Annotated in this window: 16 protein-coding genes; 2 read left to right on the top strand and 14 right to left on the bottom strand. The window is 71.5% G+C overall.

Annotation, left to right across the window (positions count from 1 at the left end; translation table 11 throughout):
- The first annotated feature begins 187 nt into the window (after nucleotides 1–187).
- Both H5965_RS01150 and H5965_RS01145 read left to right on the top strand, forming a co-directional pair.
- The gene (locus H5965_RS01150) at nucleotides 188–1543 is read left to right on the top strand and encodes a helix-turn-helix domain-containing protein (RefSeq protein WP_310967244.1); all 1356 of its coding nucleotides are present in this window, start codon (nucleotides 188–190) and stop codon (nucleotides 1541–1543) included.
- Between the two features lie 25 nt (nucleotides 1544–1568).
- A complete protein-coding gene (locus H5965_RS01145) occupies nucleotides 1569–2765 on the top strand; it encodes a helix-turn-helix domain-containing protein (RefSeq protein ID WP_310967242.1) in 1197 nt (398 codons plus the stop codon).
- Between the two features lie 158 nt (nucleotides 2766–2923).
- Here the strand turns inward: H5965_RS01145 and H5965_RS01140 are convergent, their stop codons facing one another.
- The 14 genes from H5965_RS01140 to H5965_RS01075 are packed head-to-tail and all read right to left on the bottom strand — an operon-like array spanning nucleotide 2924 to nucleotide 16468.
- Entirely contained in the window at nucleotides 2924–4051 is a 1128-nt protein-coding gene (locus H5965_RS01140) for a KR domain-containing protein (protein WP_310967241.1), read from the bottom strand.
- Nucleotides 4045–5217 (bottom strand): AMP-binding protein, encoded by a 1173-nt coding sequence (locus H5965_RS01135; RefSeq protein WP_310967240.1) that lies wholly within the window; start codon nucleotides 5215–5217, stop codon nucleotides 4045–4047. Before H5965_RS01135 ends, H5965_RS01140 begins: the two co-directional genes overlap by 7 nt.
- Nucleotides 5218–5234: 17 nt before the next feature.
- A complete protein-coding gene (locus H5965_RS01130; RefSeq protein ID WP_310967239.1) occupies nucleotides 5235–5819 on the bottom strand; it encodes a hypothetical protein in 585 nt (194 codons plus the stop codon).
- Nucleotides 5816–6313, bottom strand: coding sequence for a hypothetical protein (locus tag H5965_RS01125; protein WP_310967238.1), 498 nt, complete (start codon nucleotides 6311–6313; stop codon nucleotides 5816–5818). The genes H5965_RS01130 and H5965_RS01125 overlap by 4 nt, the downstream gene beginning before the upstream one ends.
- Nucleotides 6310–7416, bottom strand: a complete 1107-nt coding sequence (locus H5965_RS01120) for an MlaD family protein (protein WP_310967237.1) — start codon at nucleotides 7414–7416, stop codon at nucleotides 6310–6312. The genes H5965_RS01125 and H5965_RS01120 overlap by 4 nt, the downstream gene beginning before the upstream one ends.
- Entirely contained in the window at nucleotides 7416–8387 is a 972-nt protein-coding gene (locus H5965_RS01115) for an MCE family protein (protein WP_310967235.1), read from the bottom strand. The genes H5965_RS01120 and H5965_RS01115 overlap by 1 nt, the downstream gene beginning before the upstream one ends.
- Entirely contained in the window at nucleotides 8384–9382 is a 999-nt protein-coding gene (locus H5965_RS01110; RefSeq protein WP_310967234.1) for an MCE family protein, read from the bottom strand. The genes H5965_RS01115 and H5965_RS01110 overlap by 4 nt, the downstream gene beginning before the upstream one ends.
- Complete coding sequence (locus H5965_RS01105; RefSeq protein WP_310967232.1) at nucleotides 9382–10377, bottom strand: MCE family protein; 996 nt, start codon at nucleotides 10375–10377, stop codon at nucleotides 9382–9384. Before H5965_RS01105 ends, H5965_RS01110 begins: the two co-directional genes overlap by 1 nt.
- The gene (locus tag H5965_RS01100) at nucleotides 10374–11390 is read right to left on the bottom strand and encodes an MCE family protein (RefSeq protein ID WP_310967231.1); all 1017 of its coding nucleotides are present in this window, start codon (nucleotides 11388–11390) and stop codon (nucleotides 10374–10376) included. Before H5965_RS01100 ends, H5965_RS01105 begins: the two co-directional genes overlap by 4 nt.
- The gene (locus tag H5965_RS01095) at nucleotides 11387–12583 is read right to left on the bottom strand and encodes an MCE family protein (RefSeq protein ID WP_310967230.1); all 1197 of its coding nucleotides are present in this window, start codon (nucleotides 12581–12583) and stop codon (nucleotides 11387–11389) included. The genes H5965_RS01100 and H5965_RS01095 overlap by 4 nt, the downstream gene beginning before the upstream one ends.
- On the bottom strand, nucleotides 12580–13395 hold the full coding sequence (locus tag H5965_RS01090) for an ABC transporter permease (RefSeq protein WP_310967228.1): 816 nt from the start codon (nucleotides 13393–13395) through the stop codon (nucleotides 12580–12582). Before H5965_RS01090 ends, H5965_RS01095 begins: the two co-directional genes overlap by 4 nt.
- On the bottom strand, nucleotides 13396–14181 hold the full coding sequence (locus tag H5965_RS01085) for an ABC transporter permease (RefSeq protein ID WP_310967226.1): 786 nt from the start codon (nucleotides 14179–14181) through the stop codon (nucleotides 13396–13398).
- On the bottom strand, nucleotides 14178–14900 hold the full coding sequence (locus H5965_RS01080; RefSeq protein WP_310967223.1) for a hypothetical protein: 723 nt from the start codon (nucleotides 14898–14900) through the stop codon (nucleotides 14178–14180). Before H5965_RS01080 ends, H5965_RS01085 begins: the two co-directional genes overlap by 4 nt.
- Nucleotides 14901–14905: 5 nt before the next feature.
- Nucleotides 14906–16468: a DUF6801 domain-containing protein gene (locus H5965_RS01075; protein ID WP_310967222.1), complete on the bottom strand. Its 1563-nt coding sequence runs from the start codon at nucleotides 16466–16468 to the stop codon at nucleotides 14906–14908.
- Between the last annotated feature and the right edge of the window lie 38 nt (nucleotides 16469–16506).

The raw sequence follows: 16506 nt of genomic DNA, 5'->3' as shown, positions 1-16506 counted from the left end.
CGCCGGAAGTGTCACCTCCTCTCGCGCCGTTCCACCCGTTCGGGTGTAGTCCGGACGGGTTACCGCAAAGTCAGCAGACAACCCGTTGACAGTGCCGTTCGCGCGAAATTATGTTGCCTGAGCCACAAAAACCGGATCGGCGTTCCCGCCGACGAGGCCGATTTTGTTGCCAGCAAGGATAAAATACATGACCGACGTGGACACCGGAGTCACCGTCCCCGCCCTGCGGGCCGGACGGCCGAACCCCGGCGAGCGCATTCCCGGACCGGCCTACCGGCAGCAGTCCGTGTCGGCCGACCGGCCCCGCCCCGCCTACCCGCCCGCCCCGCGCACCCCGGCGGATCCCCGGTCCGGCCGGGCTTCCGGCGCAATCGGGCTGTGGGCGTCGCTGCCCCGCGAGCTGGCGGTCCGCTTCAAGCCGCGGGTCGACCCGCTCGCCCGCGCCATCCTGCAGGAGGTGCAGCGGGCGGTGCCCGAGTACCGCCAGCCGCTGGAGGGCGCGTTCGGGCACATCATCACGCAGGGTGTCCGGCAGTCGATCATCCAGTGCCTCGACAGTGTCGGCACCCCCGGTGCCGTGCCGCTCGAGACGTGGACGACCGTGTTCCGCAACCTCGGCAAGATCGAGTTCAACGAGGGCCGCAGCCTCGACTGCCTGCAGACCGCCTACCGGGTCGGCGGGCGGGTCGCGTGGCGGCACATCAGCGAGTTCGGGCAGAGCGCCGGCGTCTCCGCGGACACGCTCTGCACGAGCGCCGAAGCCATTTTCGCCTACGTCGACGAGATCTCCGCGCTCTCGATCGAGGGCTACACCGCGGCGCAGACGCGCGCGGCCGGCACCCGCGCCCGGCGCCGGAGACGGCTGCTGGAACTGCTGCTCGCCGACCCGCCGTCCGCGCCGCAGACCATCACCGCGCAGGCCGCCACGGCGCAGTGGCCGCTGCCGGCCGAAGTCACCGTCGTCGCCCTCGAACCACGCGCCGACCAGCACAGCCTGGCCGCGCCGGACCTGCACTCCGACGTCCTCATGGACCTCGAGGGCAGTGAGCCGTGCCTGGTCACCGGCGCGCCGGAGAAGCACCTGAGGAACCTCGCCGAGCGGCTGCCGGGCTGGCGCGCGGTCATCGGCCCGACCGTGCGGCTCACCGACGCGCCGCGCTCGCTGCTCTGGGCGCGTCGCACGCTGAAGCTCGTCCAGCGCGGTGTGCTGCCGGACGCGCCGGTGACGCGCTGCACCGACCACCTGTCCACGCTCTGGCTGCTCGCCGACGAGTTCCTGGTCCGCGAGCTGTGCGCGCGCAGCCTGCAGCCGTTCCAAGACCTCACGCCGAAGCAGCGCGCGCGGCTCGGCGAGACGCTGCTGATCTGGCTGCAGTCCCGCGGCAGCGCCCCCGAAATCGCGAAGAAGCTGAAGGTGCACCCGCAGACCGTCCGGTACCGGATGCACCAGCTCATCGATCTGTTCGGCGACCGGCTCAACAACGCCGACGACCGGCTCGACATGGAGATCGCGCTGCGCGCGGAGGCACTCCTCGGTTCCTGACTCCTCTTCCACAATGGGGTGGGCGATGACGGGACCGCCCGTCGAAACGAACTTCGGACCGATGCTCGGCGGCGACGGCCGGCCGGGCCAGCTGTGGGCGATGCTCCCCCGCGAGCTGGCGGCGGTGTTCCGGCCGCGGCTGCTGGACGTCGCCGACGAGGTGCTGCGCGAAATCCAGCGGACCATCCCGGACTACGCGCGGCCCCTCGACGGGACGTTCGGCAAGGCGCTGCGGGCCGGCGTCCAGGCGGCGATCCTGCAGTTCATCGACCGGATCGCGGCGTCGGGACCGCTGCCGGAGGAGCGGCGCAAAGTGTTCGTCGGGCTCGGCGTGCACGAGCTCGCGCAGGGCCGCAACCTCGACGTCCTGCAGGCGGCGTACCGGGTCGGCGCGCGGGTGACGTGGCGGCGGATGGCCGAGGTGGGGACGCGGGCCGGCGTCCCGTCGGCGACGCTGTGCCTGCTGGCCGAGGCAATCTTCGCCTACATCGACGAGCTGTCCGCATTGTCGATCGAGGGGCACGCGGCGGCCCAGGCGCGGGCGGCGGGCGCGCTGGAACGGCGCCGGCGCCGGTTGCTGGACCTGCTGCTGGCGGACCCGCCGTCGCCGTCCCGGACGGTGCAGGAAGCGGCGACGGCGGCGGAGTGGCCGTTGCCGCACCGGCTCGTTGCGGTGGCCCTCGACGGCCCCGCCGACGTCACCGGGCTGGCCGCGTTGGAGGACTTCGAAGACGGCACCCCGCGGCTGCTGCTGCCGGCCCCGGCCGACCGGCGGGCGCTGGCCGCGGCCCTCGCCGGGCACCGGGCGGCGGTGGGGCCGCCGGTCCCGCCACGCCAGGCGGGCCGCTCGCTGGCGACGGCGCAGGAGGCGTTGCGGCTGGTGGCGGCGGAGGTCCTCCCGGACGAGCCGCTGACCTGGTGCGAAGACCACCTCGCGACGTTGTGGCTGCGCAAAGAGCCGTTCCTGGTGACGGAGGTATCCCGGCGTCGCCTGGCCCCGCTGACGGCGTTGACCCCGAAGCAGTACAACCGCCTGGCGGGGACGTTGCTCGCCTGGCTGGAGACGTGCGGCAACGTCCGCGAGGTCGCCGACCGCCTCGCGATCCACCCCCAGACGGTCCGCGCCCGCGCCCAGGAGCTGGAGACCCTGTTCGCCGAGAGCCTCCGCACCCCGGACGACCGCTTCGAGATGATCCTCGCCCTCCGCGCCACCCTGCCCTGAGCGTGTCGACCCTTCAATCACGCGTGTCGACCCTCCAATCACGCGTGATGACTCCTGCCGCACAAGAGCTGCCCGGGCGGAAAGGGTCATCACTCGTGATTGGAGGGTCATCACTCGTGATTGAAGGGTCATCACGTGTGATTGGGAGGTCGACACGGTCAGAGGGTGGTGAAGTAGGGGCGGGGGAGGTCGGGGAGGTGGGGGGTGCCGAGCTGGACGGTCGTGGCGGGGAGGCCGCGGGAGCGGCGCCAGGCGGCGAAGGCGTCCAGCCAGGCGTCGGCGGTGGCGCGGGAGGTCTCGCCCGGGGCGCCGAACAACGCCGCGGCCGAGGTGGCCAGGAGCCACCAGTCCGGTGGGGTGTCCGCCGTCGCCTCGTGGAGGCGGCGGGCGCCCAGGACGCCGCGCTGCCAGGCGGCCGACGGGTCGTCGGTGAGGACGCCCGCCGCGTGGATGATGCCCCGCAGGGGCAGGCCGTCCGCGGTGGCGGCCGCGACCAGCCGCTCCGCGACCCCCGGCTCGGCGATGTCACCGGGGACCACCACCGCTTCCGGCTCCCCACCATGACGTCCACAAAGGACGACCCGGGTGGCGCCCGTCCCGGCCAGCCACCGCGCGGCCGCGGGGCCGAGGCCGCCGGTGACCACGTACGCGCCGGGCCCGGTCGGCACGTCGGCCGCGAACGGGACGCGGGCCAGCCGTGCCGCGTACCGGACGTCGTGCCGCCAGCGGACTTCGTCGTCCGGCGCGTCCGAGCGCAGCTCGCGGACCAGGACGTCCACATCGGACCGCGCGTCGACGTCGACCAGGCTCGCCCGCAGCTGCGGCCGCTCGACCGCGAGCACCCGCACCAGCCCGCGCAGGAACGCCAGCCCCGGCTCCCCCGCCGCCTGCGTGACCAGGTGGAACCGGACGCCGAAGCCGAGCCGCGCGACCACCGACGACACCGAAAGCAGCAGCTCCTGCGCGGCCTCCGGGTCGTGGTAGGCGTACGGCGACCCGGCGAGGAAGACCACCCCGCGCACCGGCCGTTCGGCGAGGAAGCCGGGCAGCTCGCCGAGGTCGTCGCGCGGCAGCGACAGGGCGTCGTCGCCCGCCGCGGCCAGCGCCAGCGCGAGCGCGACGGCCCGGCCGAGCGCCGCCGGGTGCTCGTCGGTGAGCAGCAGCCACGCGCCCGGACCAGCAGGCGAAAAAGGCGGCAACGGCACCTCCGGCCAGGTCACCTCGAACGACGACGTGGCGAACGGGACGCCCGGCGACAGCGCCCGCTCGGCCGGCCCGGTCACCACAGGCCGTCCCCGATGGAGGACTGCAGCACGACGACTCTGCGCAGCGTGAGCCCGTGCCGCGTCGACACCGCGTGCCGCACCGCCCGCTCGACCTCGCCGCGCGGCGGGATGACGCCGTCGGCCAGCTCGAGCACCACCACGGCCTGGCCGCCGGAAACGGCGAACGCCGACGCCGCACGCGGCCGGATCGCCGGGTGCGCCTGCTCGGCCGTCGCTTCGAGGTCCTCCGGGCGGTGCCCGGCGACGAAGCTCCGGCCGGTGACGCACAGCTCGCCCGAGGCGTCCAGAAAGCCCTGGTCACCGGTCCGCAGCCACCACCGAGGCTCGTCGTCGCCGACGATCCGGGCGCAGAAGATCCGCGCGGACTCCTCGGGCCGCCGCCAGTAGCCCCGGGCGACGTTCGGCCCGCTGACCCAGATTTCGCCGACCGCCCCACGCCGTCCTTCGCGGTCGACGATCGCGACCTGCTGGCCGACCGGGCGTCCACAAGCGACCAGAGCGGTCGCTTCGGCGACGACGTAACACCCCGGCAGCGCCTCGGGAGCGGCCGCGTCGTTCACGACGGCCCGGCCGGTGACGATCGGGACCGCCACCCCGAGCACCAGCCCCAGCGGATCGCTCGGCGGCAGGCTCACCACGGCGGTCCGCCCCAGCACCTGAGCCGCCTGCCGGGCATTGGCCACGACGTTCGCGTGCGTGACCATCACCCCGCGCGGGTACTGCAGGTACGCGATGTCGTCGGGCACCGCCGGATACGAGGTGAAGCCGGGCGCGTCCGGAACGCCGTCCACGGCGAGCACCCGGTGCCCGCAGGTGTCCAAAGTGGCCAGCAACCGCCGGATCGCGGGCACGGTGGCCGCGGTCGCCAGCACGATCGACGGCTCGGCGTCGGCGAGGACGCTCGCCCGGCGGTCCGGCCCCGCGGGGATGGCGACCAGCCCGGCCCGCAGCGCGCCGAGGAACGCGACGACGTAGTCGGGTGACGGCTCGATGAGGATCGCCGCCCGCTGCCGCGGCTCGGTGACCCGGCGCAGGGCCGCGGCGACGGCGGTGCCGCGCCGGTCCAGCTCGGCCCAGGTCACGGTGACCGCCGGAGCGGTCCAGGTCATGGCCGGCGCGTCGGCCGCCGCCGCGGCGCGGCCGGCCAGCAGCTCGGAGAGGGTCATGGGGTCCTCGCGCATGTTCAGGCCGCGGACATCCCGGTGACGCGCCACTTCCCGGCGACGCGCTCGGCCGTGACGCTCAACTGGGCCGCGCCGGTGCTCCGCTGGCCGTCGCCGCGCGTGCCGGTCTGGTCGAGGAACACCACCAGCGCCGCGCGGTCGCCGTCGAGGAGCTTCACGCCGGACGCCACGGCGGTGGACGTCACCACCAGCTTCTGCTCGGCGGCCAGCTTCCGGACCTGCCCGAAGAGCTGTTCGTATTGCGCGAGCGCGGGCCCGGTCAGGACGTCCTTCGCCGCCTGCTCGCTCTTGGCCGGATTGTCGTAGCGGTAGGAGAAGACCGTGCCGAGCGCGGCACTGACCTGCTTCGCGGCTTCACCCGTGCCGGCCACATCGGACAGCGCGCTGTTGTGCGCGACCACAGCCTGCGTGCTCCGCGCTTCGAAGGTGAACCACACCGCGAGGCCCGCCATGAGCACGGCCACCACCGCGGGCACCACCCACACCCGCCGCCGCGGCCCGGTGGTCGGCTCCGGAGGCGCCGGTTCCGGCTCGTGGTGCCGTCCCGCGACCTTCACGACTCGCTTCTTCGTCGGAACCGTCATGGTGCCTCCCCCACGGGTACCTGGCCGAGGCCGGTGACGCGCCAGCCGCCCGGCCCGCGGGTCAGGTCGGCCTGGAACCGGTTGCGCTTGGTCACGGCGTCGCCGCCGTCGGGCGCCACGACCAGTTCGACCGAGGCGATCAGCTTCGCCGTCCCCGTCCCGGTGTCCACTTCGGTCACCGCCGCGTCGGTCACCTTCCCGGTGGTGACGGTCTTCGCCTGGGCGATCCGGTCGAGGCTCCCCTGCCGGTCGGCCGCCAGCTCGTCGTGCAAGGCGCCGCCGGAGAGGTCCAGCCAGTGCTGGTACCCGGGCGCGGCCTGCCGGTAGTCCAAAGTGGTCAGTCCGGCGACCGCCGCCCGGCCCGCCTGCAACGCCTCTTCCCGGACGACAGCACGCGCGACGCCGTCGTCGTGCGCCGCCTGCCACCAGGTGAACCCCGACCACCCGGCCGCGACGGTCGCCAAGACCGCGGTCAGCCAAGCAAGAATCCTCACGGCCGTCCTCCCGGTGCGTTCTGCGAACCGCGCACGTTCGTCGGGTCGCCCTTCGGCAGCGCACAGCGCGCGGCCGTGTTCAGCGGGCGGACCGACGTGTCGAGACCGTTGCGGTACGGCGTCGGGTACCCGGTGGTGCACGGCGGTGGGTCGAAGAAGGTCAGCGACAGTCCGATGTGGACCCCGTCCGGCCGCACGATCGTGCCGGCCGCGGCGACCGCCTGCGGCGCGGTGATCAGCAGCTGGCGGATCCCGTCCTGCCGCGCTTCCAGGACGTCCGCGGTGGTCAGCAGGTTCGCCAGCAGCACGCCGAGGTGCGGCCCGGAGTCGCGGATCAGCGCGCTGACCTCGTTCGCGGCCGCGGGCACCGCCGGGATCAGGGTCCGCAGGTCGCCGTCGGACGCCTTCAGCGTCGACGCCAGCAGTTTCGCGTTGACGCCGAAGTCGCGGATCGCGCCGGCCTGCTGCACCTGGGTGTCGAGCACGGTGTGCGCGTCGGTGACGAACCGGGTCAGCGGCGCGACGTGCGCGCTCGCCGCCTGCACGAACTCGATGCCGCGGCCGACCAGCTGGTCCAGCGCCGGGCCGGCGTCGGACGTCGCGTTGTACAGCTCGTCGACGACCGTCCGCAGCGCGGGCTTGGGCACCGAGTTCGCGAAGGAGTCCACTGTCGACAAGACGACGTCGACCGGCAGCGGGATCTTCGTGTCGGCCTGGGTGATCACCGAGCCGTCGTGCAGCTTCGGGCCGCTGTCCACCCGCGGCCGCAGGTCGACGTACTGCTCGCCGACGGCCGACCGGTCGGCGACGACGGCTTCGGTGTCGGCCGGAACGGGTGCGGTGCCGGAGTCGATCTCGAGGTCGGCTTCCATCCCGGCCGGGGTCAGCCGCAGCTCGCCGACGCGGCCGATCGGCACGCCCCGGTAGGTGACTTCGGCGTTGGTGAAGATGCCGCCGCCGGTCGGGAACTGGGCGGTCACGGTGTAGCCGCGGTCGAAGAACACCTTGTCGAGGCCCGCGTAGGTGGCCCCGACGTAGGCGACGCCGACGACGGCGATGACGACGAAGAGCGTCACCTGCACGCGCACGAACCGGGTCAGCATCAGTGACCTGCTTTCAGGAACCCGTTGAGGTAGTCGCCGCGGATGGTGTCCAGTGCGGCGTCCGGGAACGGGAAGGTGAAGATCATCTCCATCGCCTTCGGCAGTTTGTCGCCGGAGTCGGCCAGCCGCCGCAGCACCGGCTCCAGCGCCCGCAGGTCCGCGACGAGGTCGTCTTTGCTGCGGTTCACCGTGTCGACGGCGACCGAGGTCAGCCCGTCCAGGGACTTGAGCATCCCGACGAGTGCTTCCCGCTGCTGGTTGAGCACGCCGATGCCGGGTGTGAGGCCGTTCAGCGTGGTGGTGATCCGGTCGGTGTGCGCGTTCAGCGTCGCCGCGAGCTTGTTGACGCTCTCGATGGCCCTGGTGATCTCGGTGCGGTGCTCGTCGAGCCCCTTCACAAAAGTGTCCAGATCGGACAGCAGGGAGCGCGCCGCGGTCTCCTTGCCCCCGAGGGCGTCGTTCAGCTCGTGGCTGATGTTCTGGACCTGCGCGACGCCACCGCCGTTGAGCAGCAACGACAACGCGCCGAAGACCTCCTCGATCTCGGGCGTCAACGTCGACTGGTCGAGCGGGATGGTCGCGCCGTCGAGCAGCCGGCCCGACGGTGTCGCGTCGTCCGGCGGGGCGAGTTCGACGAACTTCTCGCCGAGGATGCTCGCCTGCCGCAGCCGGGCGACGGCGTTGCCGGGCAGGTCGACGTCGCCGTTGAGCAGCAGTTCGACGACCGCGCTGTGCCCGTCGGGTGCCAGCTCGACCTTGACGACCTGCCCGACCGGGACGTCGTTGACCTTGACCCCGGACTGCGGCACCAGGTCCAGCACGTTCGTGAAGCCCGCGGTCACGTGGATCGGGTGGTCGCCGAGCGCGGCGCCGCCCGGCAGCGGGATGTCGTAGACGCTCACGCCGCTGCCGCAGCCGGTGGTGACCAGCGCGAGCGTCACGACCGCGGCGAGTTTGACGAGGGATTTCATTTCGGCTCCGCGAATTCGAGGAGGTTGCCGCGGCCGTCGATGGTCCCGTTCGCCTGGTCGTAGGCGCCCAGGAGGTTCGTCAGGGCGTTCGGGGCCGCCTGCAGCGCTTCGGAGAGCGAATCCTTCTGGTTCACCAGCACCTCGGTGACGTCCGCCAGTTTGTCCACATCGGACTGGACGCGCCCCCGGTTGTCCTTGATGAACCCCTGCACGACGCTCAGCGCCTGGGTCAGCTCGGTCAGCGCGCCGGAGAACTGGTCACGCTGGTCGGCCAGCACCTTGCTCAGCGAGGCGATCTGCGCGATGGCCTGCTTGACCTGGCCGTCGTTGGCGGCGAGCATCGCGGTGAACTTGCTGATGTCGTCGACCGAACCGAAGAGGTCGTCCTTCGAGTCGCTCGCGGCGCGCGCGAACTCGCCGAGGTTCTTGATGGCCGTGCCGATGGTCTGCCCGGTGCCGTTCAGGTAGTCCGCCGACCGGGTCAGCACCTCGCTGACCGCGCCGTCCTTGTTGGCGCCCTGCGGCCCGAGCGCGGACATCAGCTGGTTGAGGCTGTGCAGCAGGTCGTCGACCTCGACCGGGGTCGCCGTGCGCTCCCGCGGGATCGACGCGCCGTCGGGCAGCTGCGGCCCGCCGCGGTAGACGGGCGTGAGCTGCACGTACCGGTCGGCGACCAGGCTCGGCGTGATGACGACGGCCCCGGCGTCCGCCGGCAGCTGGACCCCGGGCTTCAGCGTCATGGTCACCTTGACGTCGGTGCCGTTGGGCTCCACTTCGGACACCGAGCCGATCGCGACGCCGAGGACGCGGACGTCCGAGTTCGGGTAGATCCCGACGGCGGCGGTGAAGTACGCGGTCAGCGTCCGCTCGGCCGGTGCGGTCAGGACCGGCCAGGCGGCCGAGACGACGAGCGCGAGCACGACGCCGAGCGCGAGGGCCCGCAATCGCGTTCGCCGGCGCGCCTCGGCGCCCAAGTCGATGAGCTGGTGGGCCATCAGCGTCCCCCGTTCTTCGGTGGCTGGCAGCTGCCCGGCGTGCTGCCGGTGGGGATCAGCCCGCAGATGTAGGTGTCGATCCACCGGCCGTTGCCGACGGCGTTGCCGAGCAGCCGGTAGAACGGGCCGGCCAGGCGGAGGCTGTCCTCCAGCTTCCCCTGGTTCTGCTGCAGCACGGTCGCCACGCGGTCGAGCTGGTCGAGGGCCGGCCCGAGCGTCTTCTGGTTCTCCGCGACGAGTCCGCGCAGCTGGATCGAGAGGTTCTTGATGCCGGTGAACAACTTGGCGATGGCGTCCTTGCGGGCGTTGAGTTCGGTGAGCAGGGTGTTGCCGTCGCGGATCAGCGCCTGGATCTGGTCGGACCGCTGACCGAGCGTTTTCGAGACCTGGTTGGTGTTCTGGAACAGCTTGACCAGTTCCTCGTCCCGCGAAGCCAGCGTTTGCGACAGGGCCGCGATCCCGTTGAAGGCCGTTTTGACGTCGCTGGGAGCGGACGCGCCGAGCGTGTCCGACAGCACCCGGAACGCCTGCGCGAGCTGGTCGGTGTCGATGGCGCCGACCGTGCTCGCGAGGTCGTTGAAGACCGCGGTGACGTCGTAGGGCGAGCTGGTGCGTTCGGCCGGGATCGGCTGGTCGGGGTTCAGCTCGGCGTTGCCGACCGGGTCGAGCACCAGGTTCTTCTGGCCGAGCAACGTCTTGATCTTGATCGCCGCGGTGGTCCGGTTGCCCACCCAGGTGTCGCGGACCCGGAACAGCACCTCGACGTGGTCGCCGGCCAGCCGGACGTCGGTGACCTCGCCGACCTTCACCCCGGCGACGCGGACTTCGTCGTTCGGCTTGAGCCCGGCGGCCTCGTGGAACTCGGCTTTGTAGGTGGTGCCGCCGCCGATGAGCGGCAGGTCGTCGGAGAAGAAGGTGGCGCTGCCGATGAGGGCCATGACCAGCGCGGTCACCGCGCCGACGGCGATCGGGTTGCGGCTGCGGAACGGTTTCACCGGCACCTCGCAGCCGTGACGGGGATGCCCGGTGGCGGGCCGCCCGGTGCCGGTTTCGCGTCGGTCCGCACCGAACACAGGTAGAAGTTCGCCCACGAGCCGTAGGAGAAGAGCGTGCCGATCCGGTCGAGCTTCTTCGGGAGGTTGTCGATGAACTGCTGGAACACCGGGGTGTTGTCGGCCAGGTTCTTCGACAGGTCGCCGAGGGCGGTGATGCTGTCCTTGAGCGGACGGCGGCCCTGGTCGAGCAGCCCGGCCGTCGCGGTGGTCAGTTCGCCGAGGCCGCCGATGGCCTGCCCGATCGGCTTGGCGTCCGCGGCGAGGCCGGTGACCAGCTGGGCGGTGGTGTCGACGAGCGTGTCGAACTGGTCGCCCTGGGCGTTCAGTGTGTCGAGGACGGTGTTGAGGTTCCCGATCACCTGGCCGATCAGGGCGTCCTTCCCGGCCAGGGTGGAGGTCAGCGACGCCGTGTGCCGCAGCAGGCTGTCGATCGTGCTGCCCTCCCCCTGCAGGACCTGGATGATCTCGAACGACAGCTGGTTGACGTCGTTGGGCGACAGCGCCTGGAAGAGCGGCTTGAAGCCGTTGAACAGCGCGGTGAGGTCGAGCGCCGGCCTGGTCCGGTCCAGCGGGATCTGCGCGCCTTCGGCCAGCGTCGGCGAGGTGTCGGTGGCGCCGGGGTCGACCGCGAGGTACCGCTGGCCGACCAGGTTGCGGTAGCGGATGGTGACCGACGCCGACGCGGTGAGCCGGTGCGTGCGGCCGACCGAGAACTCGACGTCGGCGAGGCGGTGTTCGACGACCCGCACGGAGTCGACCTGGCCGATCCGGACGCCGGCCATTCGCACCTCGTCGCCGGGGTTGACCGAGGTCGCGTCGGTGAAGCGGGCGGTGTAGCCGATGGTCGCGCCCACGCTGGAGTTGGCGATGGTGATGGCGAGCACGGCCGTTGCGGCCGCGGTGACCAGGAAGAAGATCAGCCCTTTGACGGCCGGTCCGCTGACGCTCCTCATCGGACGGTCACCTCCGTTCCGCGCAGCGCCGGTCCGACGAGGACACTGCTCCAGTCCGGCACTTCACCGAGCGCCGGACGCAGCAGTTCCGCGACCAGCTGCCGTTCACCCGGCGAGTTCGCGGGACCGAGATCGCCGTCCGTCGGGCCTGCGGCCGCCGCGCCGCCGCCGTAGCACTTCGGCCCGCCGGTGGCGTCGAACCGTGGGGTGTCCCGGCCGGGGACATACTTCTCGCGGGGGTCTTGGACGGTGAGTGTCACGTGCAGGCCCGGTTCGTTCGTGCCCTTGCCGAGGGCCTTCTCCATCAGGGGTTTGAGCCGGTTGACCGCGTCGAACAGGCACGGGAACTCGGGCGAGTAACGCGAAAGCAGCTCCAGTGTCGGCCGGCTCGCTGCCGAGACACCGATGAGGTTGTCCTTGTTCTTGCGCAGGAAGTCGTTGAGGTGCCCGGTGGCACTGGTGACGCTCGCGTAGAGGTTGTCGAGGTCCGCGCGAGTGTCCACGATGGTCTTCGCGGTCGTCGACAGGTCGCTCAGCGCCTGCAGGATGTCCGGCGCGGCTTTCGTGTAGACGTCGGCGGCGTCGGCCAGTCCGGTGATGTCGGCCTTGAACTGCGGCATCAGCGGGTTCACCTGGCCCAGGAGGTCCTGCAGCTGCACGATGCTGTCGCCGAGGGGCTTCCCGCGGTTGTCGAGGGCCTGGGAGATCGCGCCGAGCGAGCTGTTCAGCTTCTGCGGCTGGACCGCGCGCAGCAGCGGGAGCAGGTCGCCGAGCACGCGTTCCAGCTCGATGGCGTTGCTGGACCGGTCCTGGGCGATCACGTCACCGGCCCGGAGCTTCCCTTGTGGACTGTCCGGCAGCACGAGGTTGACGTACCGCTCGCCGAACACCGTCTTCGGCAGCAGCCGCGCGGACACGTTCCCCGGCAGCAGCCCGATCTTCGCCGGATCGAGCGCGAGGTCGATCTCGGCGCCCGCACGGGTGCTGCGCACCGCCCGGACCTCGCCGAACGGGACGCCCTTGACCTTGACCTCGGCGGTCGGCGCGAGCTGGTTGCCGACCCGGTCCGCCCGCAGCGTCACCAGCTCGGCGTCGTCGAAGTCCTTGTCGTAGATCGCCACCGCGAGCCAGCCGAGCAGGACCAGCACGCCGAGGAAGGCGACCCCGGCGAGCTGCGTGCGGAACCGGCTCATCCGGACACCTTCACCGTGGTCGTCGCACCCCAGATGGCCAGCGACAGGAACAGGTCGAGCACACTGATCAGCACGATCGACGTCCGCACCGCCCGGCCGACCCCGACACCGACCCCGGCCGGCCCGCCGCTCGCGCGGTAGCCGTAGAAGCAGTGCGTCAGGATGACGCCGACGCTGAAGACGAGCACCTTGCCGAACGACCACAGCACGTCGCCGGGCGGCAGGAACAGCGTGAAGTAGTGGTCGTAGGTGCCGCCGGACTGTCCGAAGAAGACGACCGTGGTGAGCCGCGAGCCGAGGTAGGAGATCAGCAGGCCGATGACGTACAGCGGGATGATCGCGATGAACCCGGCGACGATCCGGGTGGTGACCAGGTACGGCATGCTCCGCACGGCCATCACCTCGAGGGCGTCGATCTCTTCGGAGATCCGCATCGCGCCGAGCTGCGCGGTGAACCCACTGCCTACGGTGGACGACAGCGCGAGCCCGGCGACCAGCGGCGCGATCTCGCGCGTGTTGAAGTACGCCGTCAGGAAGCCCGTCATCGCCGAGATGTTGATCTGGTTCAGCGCGCTGAAGCCCTGGAGGCCCACGGTGACGCCGGTGAACACGCACAGCCCGACCATCACGCCGATCGTGCCGCCGATCACCGCGAGCGCGCCGCTGCCGAACGTGACTTCGGCCAGCAGCCGCACGACCTCGCGGAAGTAGCGGGTGACGGCGAGCGGGACGGCGGCGAGCGCGCGGGCGTAGAACAGCAGCTGGTCGCCGAGGTCGAACAGCCGGTCGCCGGGTTTGCCGAGGATGGCCACTCAGGTTCCCTTCGCCGGGACGAGCTGCAGGTACAGCGCGGTGAGCACGGTGTTGACGAAGAACAGCAGCAGGAACGTGATGACGACGGACTGGTTGACGACGTCGCCGACGCCCTTGGGGCCGCCCTTCGGGTTCAGGCCGCGGTAGGCCGCGACGACGCCGGCGAGGTAGCCGAAGATGACGGCCTTGATCGAGCTGACGACGAGGTCGGGCAGCTGGGCGAGGGCGTTGAAGCTGGCCAGGTAGGCGCCGGGGGTGCCGCCCTGGACGATCACGTTGAAGAAGTAGCCGCCGAGCACGCCGACCACGCTGACCAGGCCGTTGAGCAGCACGGACACCCCGACGGCGGCCTGCACGCGCGGCACGACCAGCCGGTGGATCGGCGAGACGCCGAGCACTTCCATCGCGGCGATCTCCTCGCGGATGCTGCGGGCGCCGAGGTCGGCGCAGATGGCACTGCCGCCCGCGCCGGCGATGATCAGCGTCGTCACGATCGGGCTGGCCTGCTGCACCACGGCCAGGACGCTCGCCGCGCCGTTGAACTGCTGGGCGCCGATCTGGCTGGTCAGCGAGCCGAGCTGCAGCGAGATGACCGCGCCGAACGGGATCGACACGAGGATCGCCGGGGTGATGGACACGCTGGCGATGAACCAGAACTGCTGGACGAACTCCCGCACCTGGTACGGGCGGCGGAGCATGGCGAGCAGGACGTCGAGGCCCATCGCGCACATCCGGCCGAACTCGCGCAGGCCGTTCGCGGCCTTCTCCTGCACCTGGATCGTCATGGCTTGCACCCGGTGCTGAAGCAGCGGAGCTGGAGGTTGGAGACGAAGGTGTTGCCCGGCCCGGAAACCAGGCCGGTGAGCAGCCGGCTGACGTCCTCGTGCCCGACGCACCCGGCGAACTCCGGTGTGGTGAAGGTCGACGTCACCTTCACCGGCGGCGCGGGCAGCGAAATCGGCACCAGCGCCTTGATGGTGACCGCCGCGGGCTGGGCGGTGCGGCAGTCCGGGCCGACGTCGAGGGGTTTGCCGTCCACCCGCACGTCGGAGAGCTTGATGAACACCTTCGCGGTCACGTCCGTGTCGGCGCAGATGTTGGTCTGCGTGGCCTTGCAGTCCTTGTCCTTGCCCGTGTGGACGGTCGCCGTCCCGCTGGCGTCGCCGTCCGGGACGATCTCGACCCGGCCGGTGGTGGGCATGAACCGGAACGCGACGAAGTAGCCGTTCGCCGGCGGGATGGCGAGCCTGCCGGTGATCGGCACGGTGCTCGTGAGACCGCCCAGCGCGCCGTCGAAGGTGCCCGGCGGGAAGGCGATGTCGGAGCCGAGCTTGGCCACGTGGCTCGTGGTCGGCTGCTGCGCGTCCCCGAGGGTGAAGCCGAAGGGGATCTGCGTGGCTGCCTGCACCGCTGGGGCGTTCTCGCCCGGCGCGGCTTGCGCGGCGCCGAGCGAGAACGCGACCACTGCCAGCACGAGCGGCAGGGAGAAACGGATCAGCTTCATCGAGTTCACTTCTTGGTGAGGTTCACGTCCAGCTTGTTGCCGGGGCCGGAGGTGATACCGGTGATCAGGCCGGTGAGGAAGCCGCAGCCGGTGAACTGCGGGATGCCGTAGGTCGCGGTCAGCTTGCCGCCCTTGAGCGGGTCGAAGCCGGGCGCCGAAACGAGCGGCACGTCCGCGGGCTTGACCGTGTGGCACGACTTCGACGACAGGATCGGGAAGCCGAACACGCGGACCTTGGTGAGCTGGACGTCGACCTGGGCGTTCGCCTTGACCGCCCCGGCGGTGAGGGTGCCGGTGATCGCGCCGACCTGGTCGAGCTTCACCGTCGCGGACGCCGGGATGAAGCCGAGGACGCGGAAGTGGACGTCGGACTTCGGCAGTGCGAGCTGGGCGCCGAACTTGCCGGAAGCCGCGTCGAGCTTCGCGTCCAGGGTGCCCGGGCCGAGCGGCAGCGTGGCGTGCAGCTGCTTGAGGACCGACTTGCCCTGCAGGGCGTACTTGACCTCGATGCCGCCCGGCGGGTTCGTCGGCGTGGTGCTCGGGGTCGTCGGCTGGGTGGTCGGGGTGGTGGGCTCGGTCGTCGGCGTGGTCGGTTCCGTCGTCGGGGTCGTCGGCTCCGTGGTCGGGGTCGTCGGTTCCGTCGTCGGCGTCGTCGGCTCGGTGGTCGGCGTCGTCGGCTCGGTCGTCGGGGTCGTGGGCTCGGTCGTCGGAGTCGTCGGCTCGGTCGTGGGAGTCGTCGGCTCCGTGGTCGGTGTTGTGGGCTCCGTCGTCGGTGTTGTGGGCTCCGTCGTCGGGGTCGTCGGCTCCGTGGTCGGAGTGGTCGGTTCCGTCGTCGGCGTCGTCGGCTCGGTGGTCGGCGTCGTCGGTTCCGTCGTGGGAGTCGTGGGCTCCGTCGTCGGGGTGGTCGGCGTCGTGGGCGTGGTCGGGGTGGTCGGCGTCGTCGTGCCGCCCGCCGGCTTGATCTCGAACGTGCCCAGCTGCTGGTTCTGGCCCGGGACCGCGACGCAGTCCGAGGTGAACGTGCCGAGGTCGGTCGGCTGGCCGTCCGCGGTGCGCGGGGTCATCGTGGTGCTGAAGTTCCCGACCGTCACCGACGCGGTGCCCGGGCTGGGGAAGGTCACCGCCGGCGCCTTCCCGCTGCTCTTGACGTGGAACGCGCCTGAAGGCGGCACCGGCGTCGAGGCGATCGTCAACGGGAGGTTCAGGTTCAGCGTCTTGTCGACCGGGTACTTGAGCACGGCCGCGGCCTTCGCCGAGCCGTCCAGCGAAGTGGCGCCGACCAGGGCGAGGCCCTCGGTGGCGGTCTCCGGCACGGTGACGTCGACGTCGAAGGTGATCGGGGTCGACGACGCGCCCGCGACGGCGTTGTCGGGCAGGTTGGTGTCGATCTTCACCGACAGCACCTGGTCGCCGATCAGCGGGAACGGGCAGTTGTAGTTGAGCGTCAGGCTCACCGGCGCGGCCTGGCTCGGGCCCGCCCCGACGAGCGCGACGGTCGCCGCGACCGCCGCTGCGGTCGCGGCGGCCAGGCCGAAGGCGGGCTTTCTCGACTTCCACGAAAACTTCACGGGTCGTCACCTCGGGAAATGGGGGAATTTCGGCAAAG

It is taken from the genome of Amycolatopsis sp. 505 (assembly GCF_031625235.1).
Classification (GTDB): domain Bacteria; phylum Actinomycetota; class Actinomycetes; order Mycobacteriales; family Pseudonocardiaceae; genus Amycolatopsis.
This window is presented reverse-complemented; position numbering and strand designations above follow the sequence as displayed.

What these genes read in the sequence shown, in the direction of transcription:
- H5965_RS01095 (WP_310967230.1), bottom strand. Translation starts at nt 12,583, where the DNA reads ATGAGCCGGTTCCGCACGCAGCTCGCCGGGGTCGCCTTCCTCGGCGTG.
- H5965_RS01130 (WP_310967239.1), bottom strand. Translation starts at nt 5,819, where the DNA reads ATGACGGTTCCGACGAAGAAGCGAGTCGTGAAGGTCGCGGGACGGCAC.
- H5965_RS01135 (WP_310967240.1), bottom strand. Translation starts at nt 5,217, where the DNA reads ATGACCCTCTCCGAGCTGCTGGCCGGCCGCGCCGCGGCGGCGGCCGAC.
- H5965_RS01150 (WP_310967244.1), top strand. Translation starts at nt 188, where the DNA reads ATGACCGACGTGGACACCGGAGTCACCGTCCCCGCCCTGCGGGCCGGA.
- H5965_RS01110 (WP_310967234.1), bottom strand. Translation starts at nt 9,382, where the DNA reads ATGGCCCACCAGCTCATCGACTTGGGCGCCGAGGCGCGCCGGCGAACG.
- H5965_RS01145 (WP_310967242.1), top strand. Translation starts at nt 1,569, where the DNA reads ATGACGGGACCGCCCGTCGAAACGAACTTCGGACCGATGCTCGGCGGC.
- H5965_RS01080 (WP_310967223.1), bottom strand. Translation starts at nt 14,900, where the DNA reads ATGAAGCTGATCCGTTTCTCCCTGCCGCTCGTGCTGGCAGTGGTCGCG.
- H5965_RS01085 (WP_310967226.1), bottom strand. Translation starts at nt 14,181, where the DNA reads ATGACGATCCAGGTGCAGGAGAAGGCCGCGAACGGCCTGCGCGAGTTC.
- H5965_RS01120 (WP_310967237.1), bottom strand. Translation starts at nt 7,416, where the DNA reads ATGCTGACCCGGTTCGTGCGCGTGCAGGTGACGCTCTTCGTCGTCATC.
- H5965_RS01100 (WP_310967231.1), bottom strand. Translation starts at nt 11,390, where the DNA reads ATGAGGAGCGTCAGCGGACCGGCCGTCAAAGGGCTGATCTTCTTCCTG.
- H5965_RS01115 (WP_310967235.1), bottom strand. Translation starts at nt 8,387, where the DNA reads ATGAAATCCCTCGTCAAACTCGCCGCGGTCGTGACGCTCGCGCTGGTC.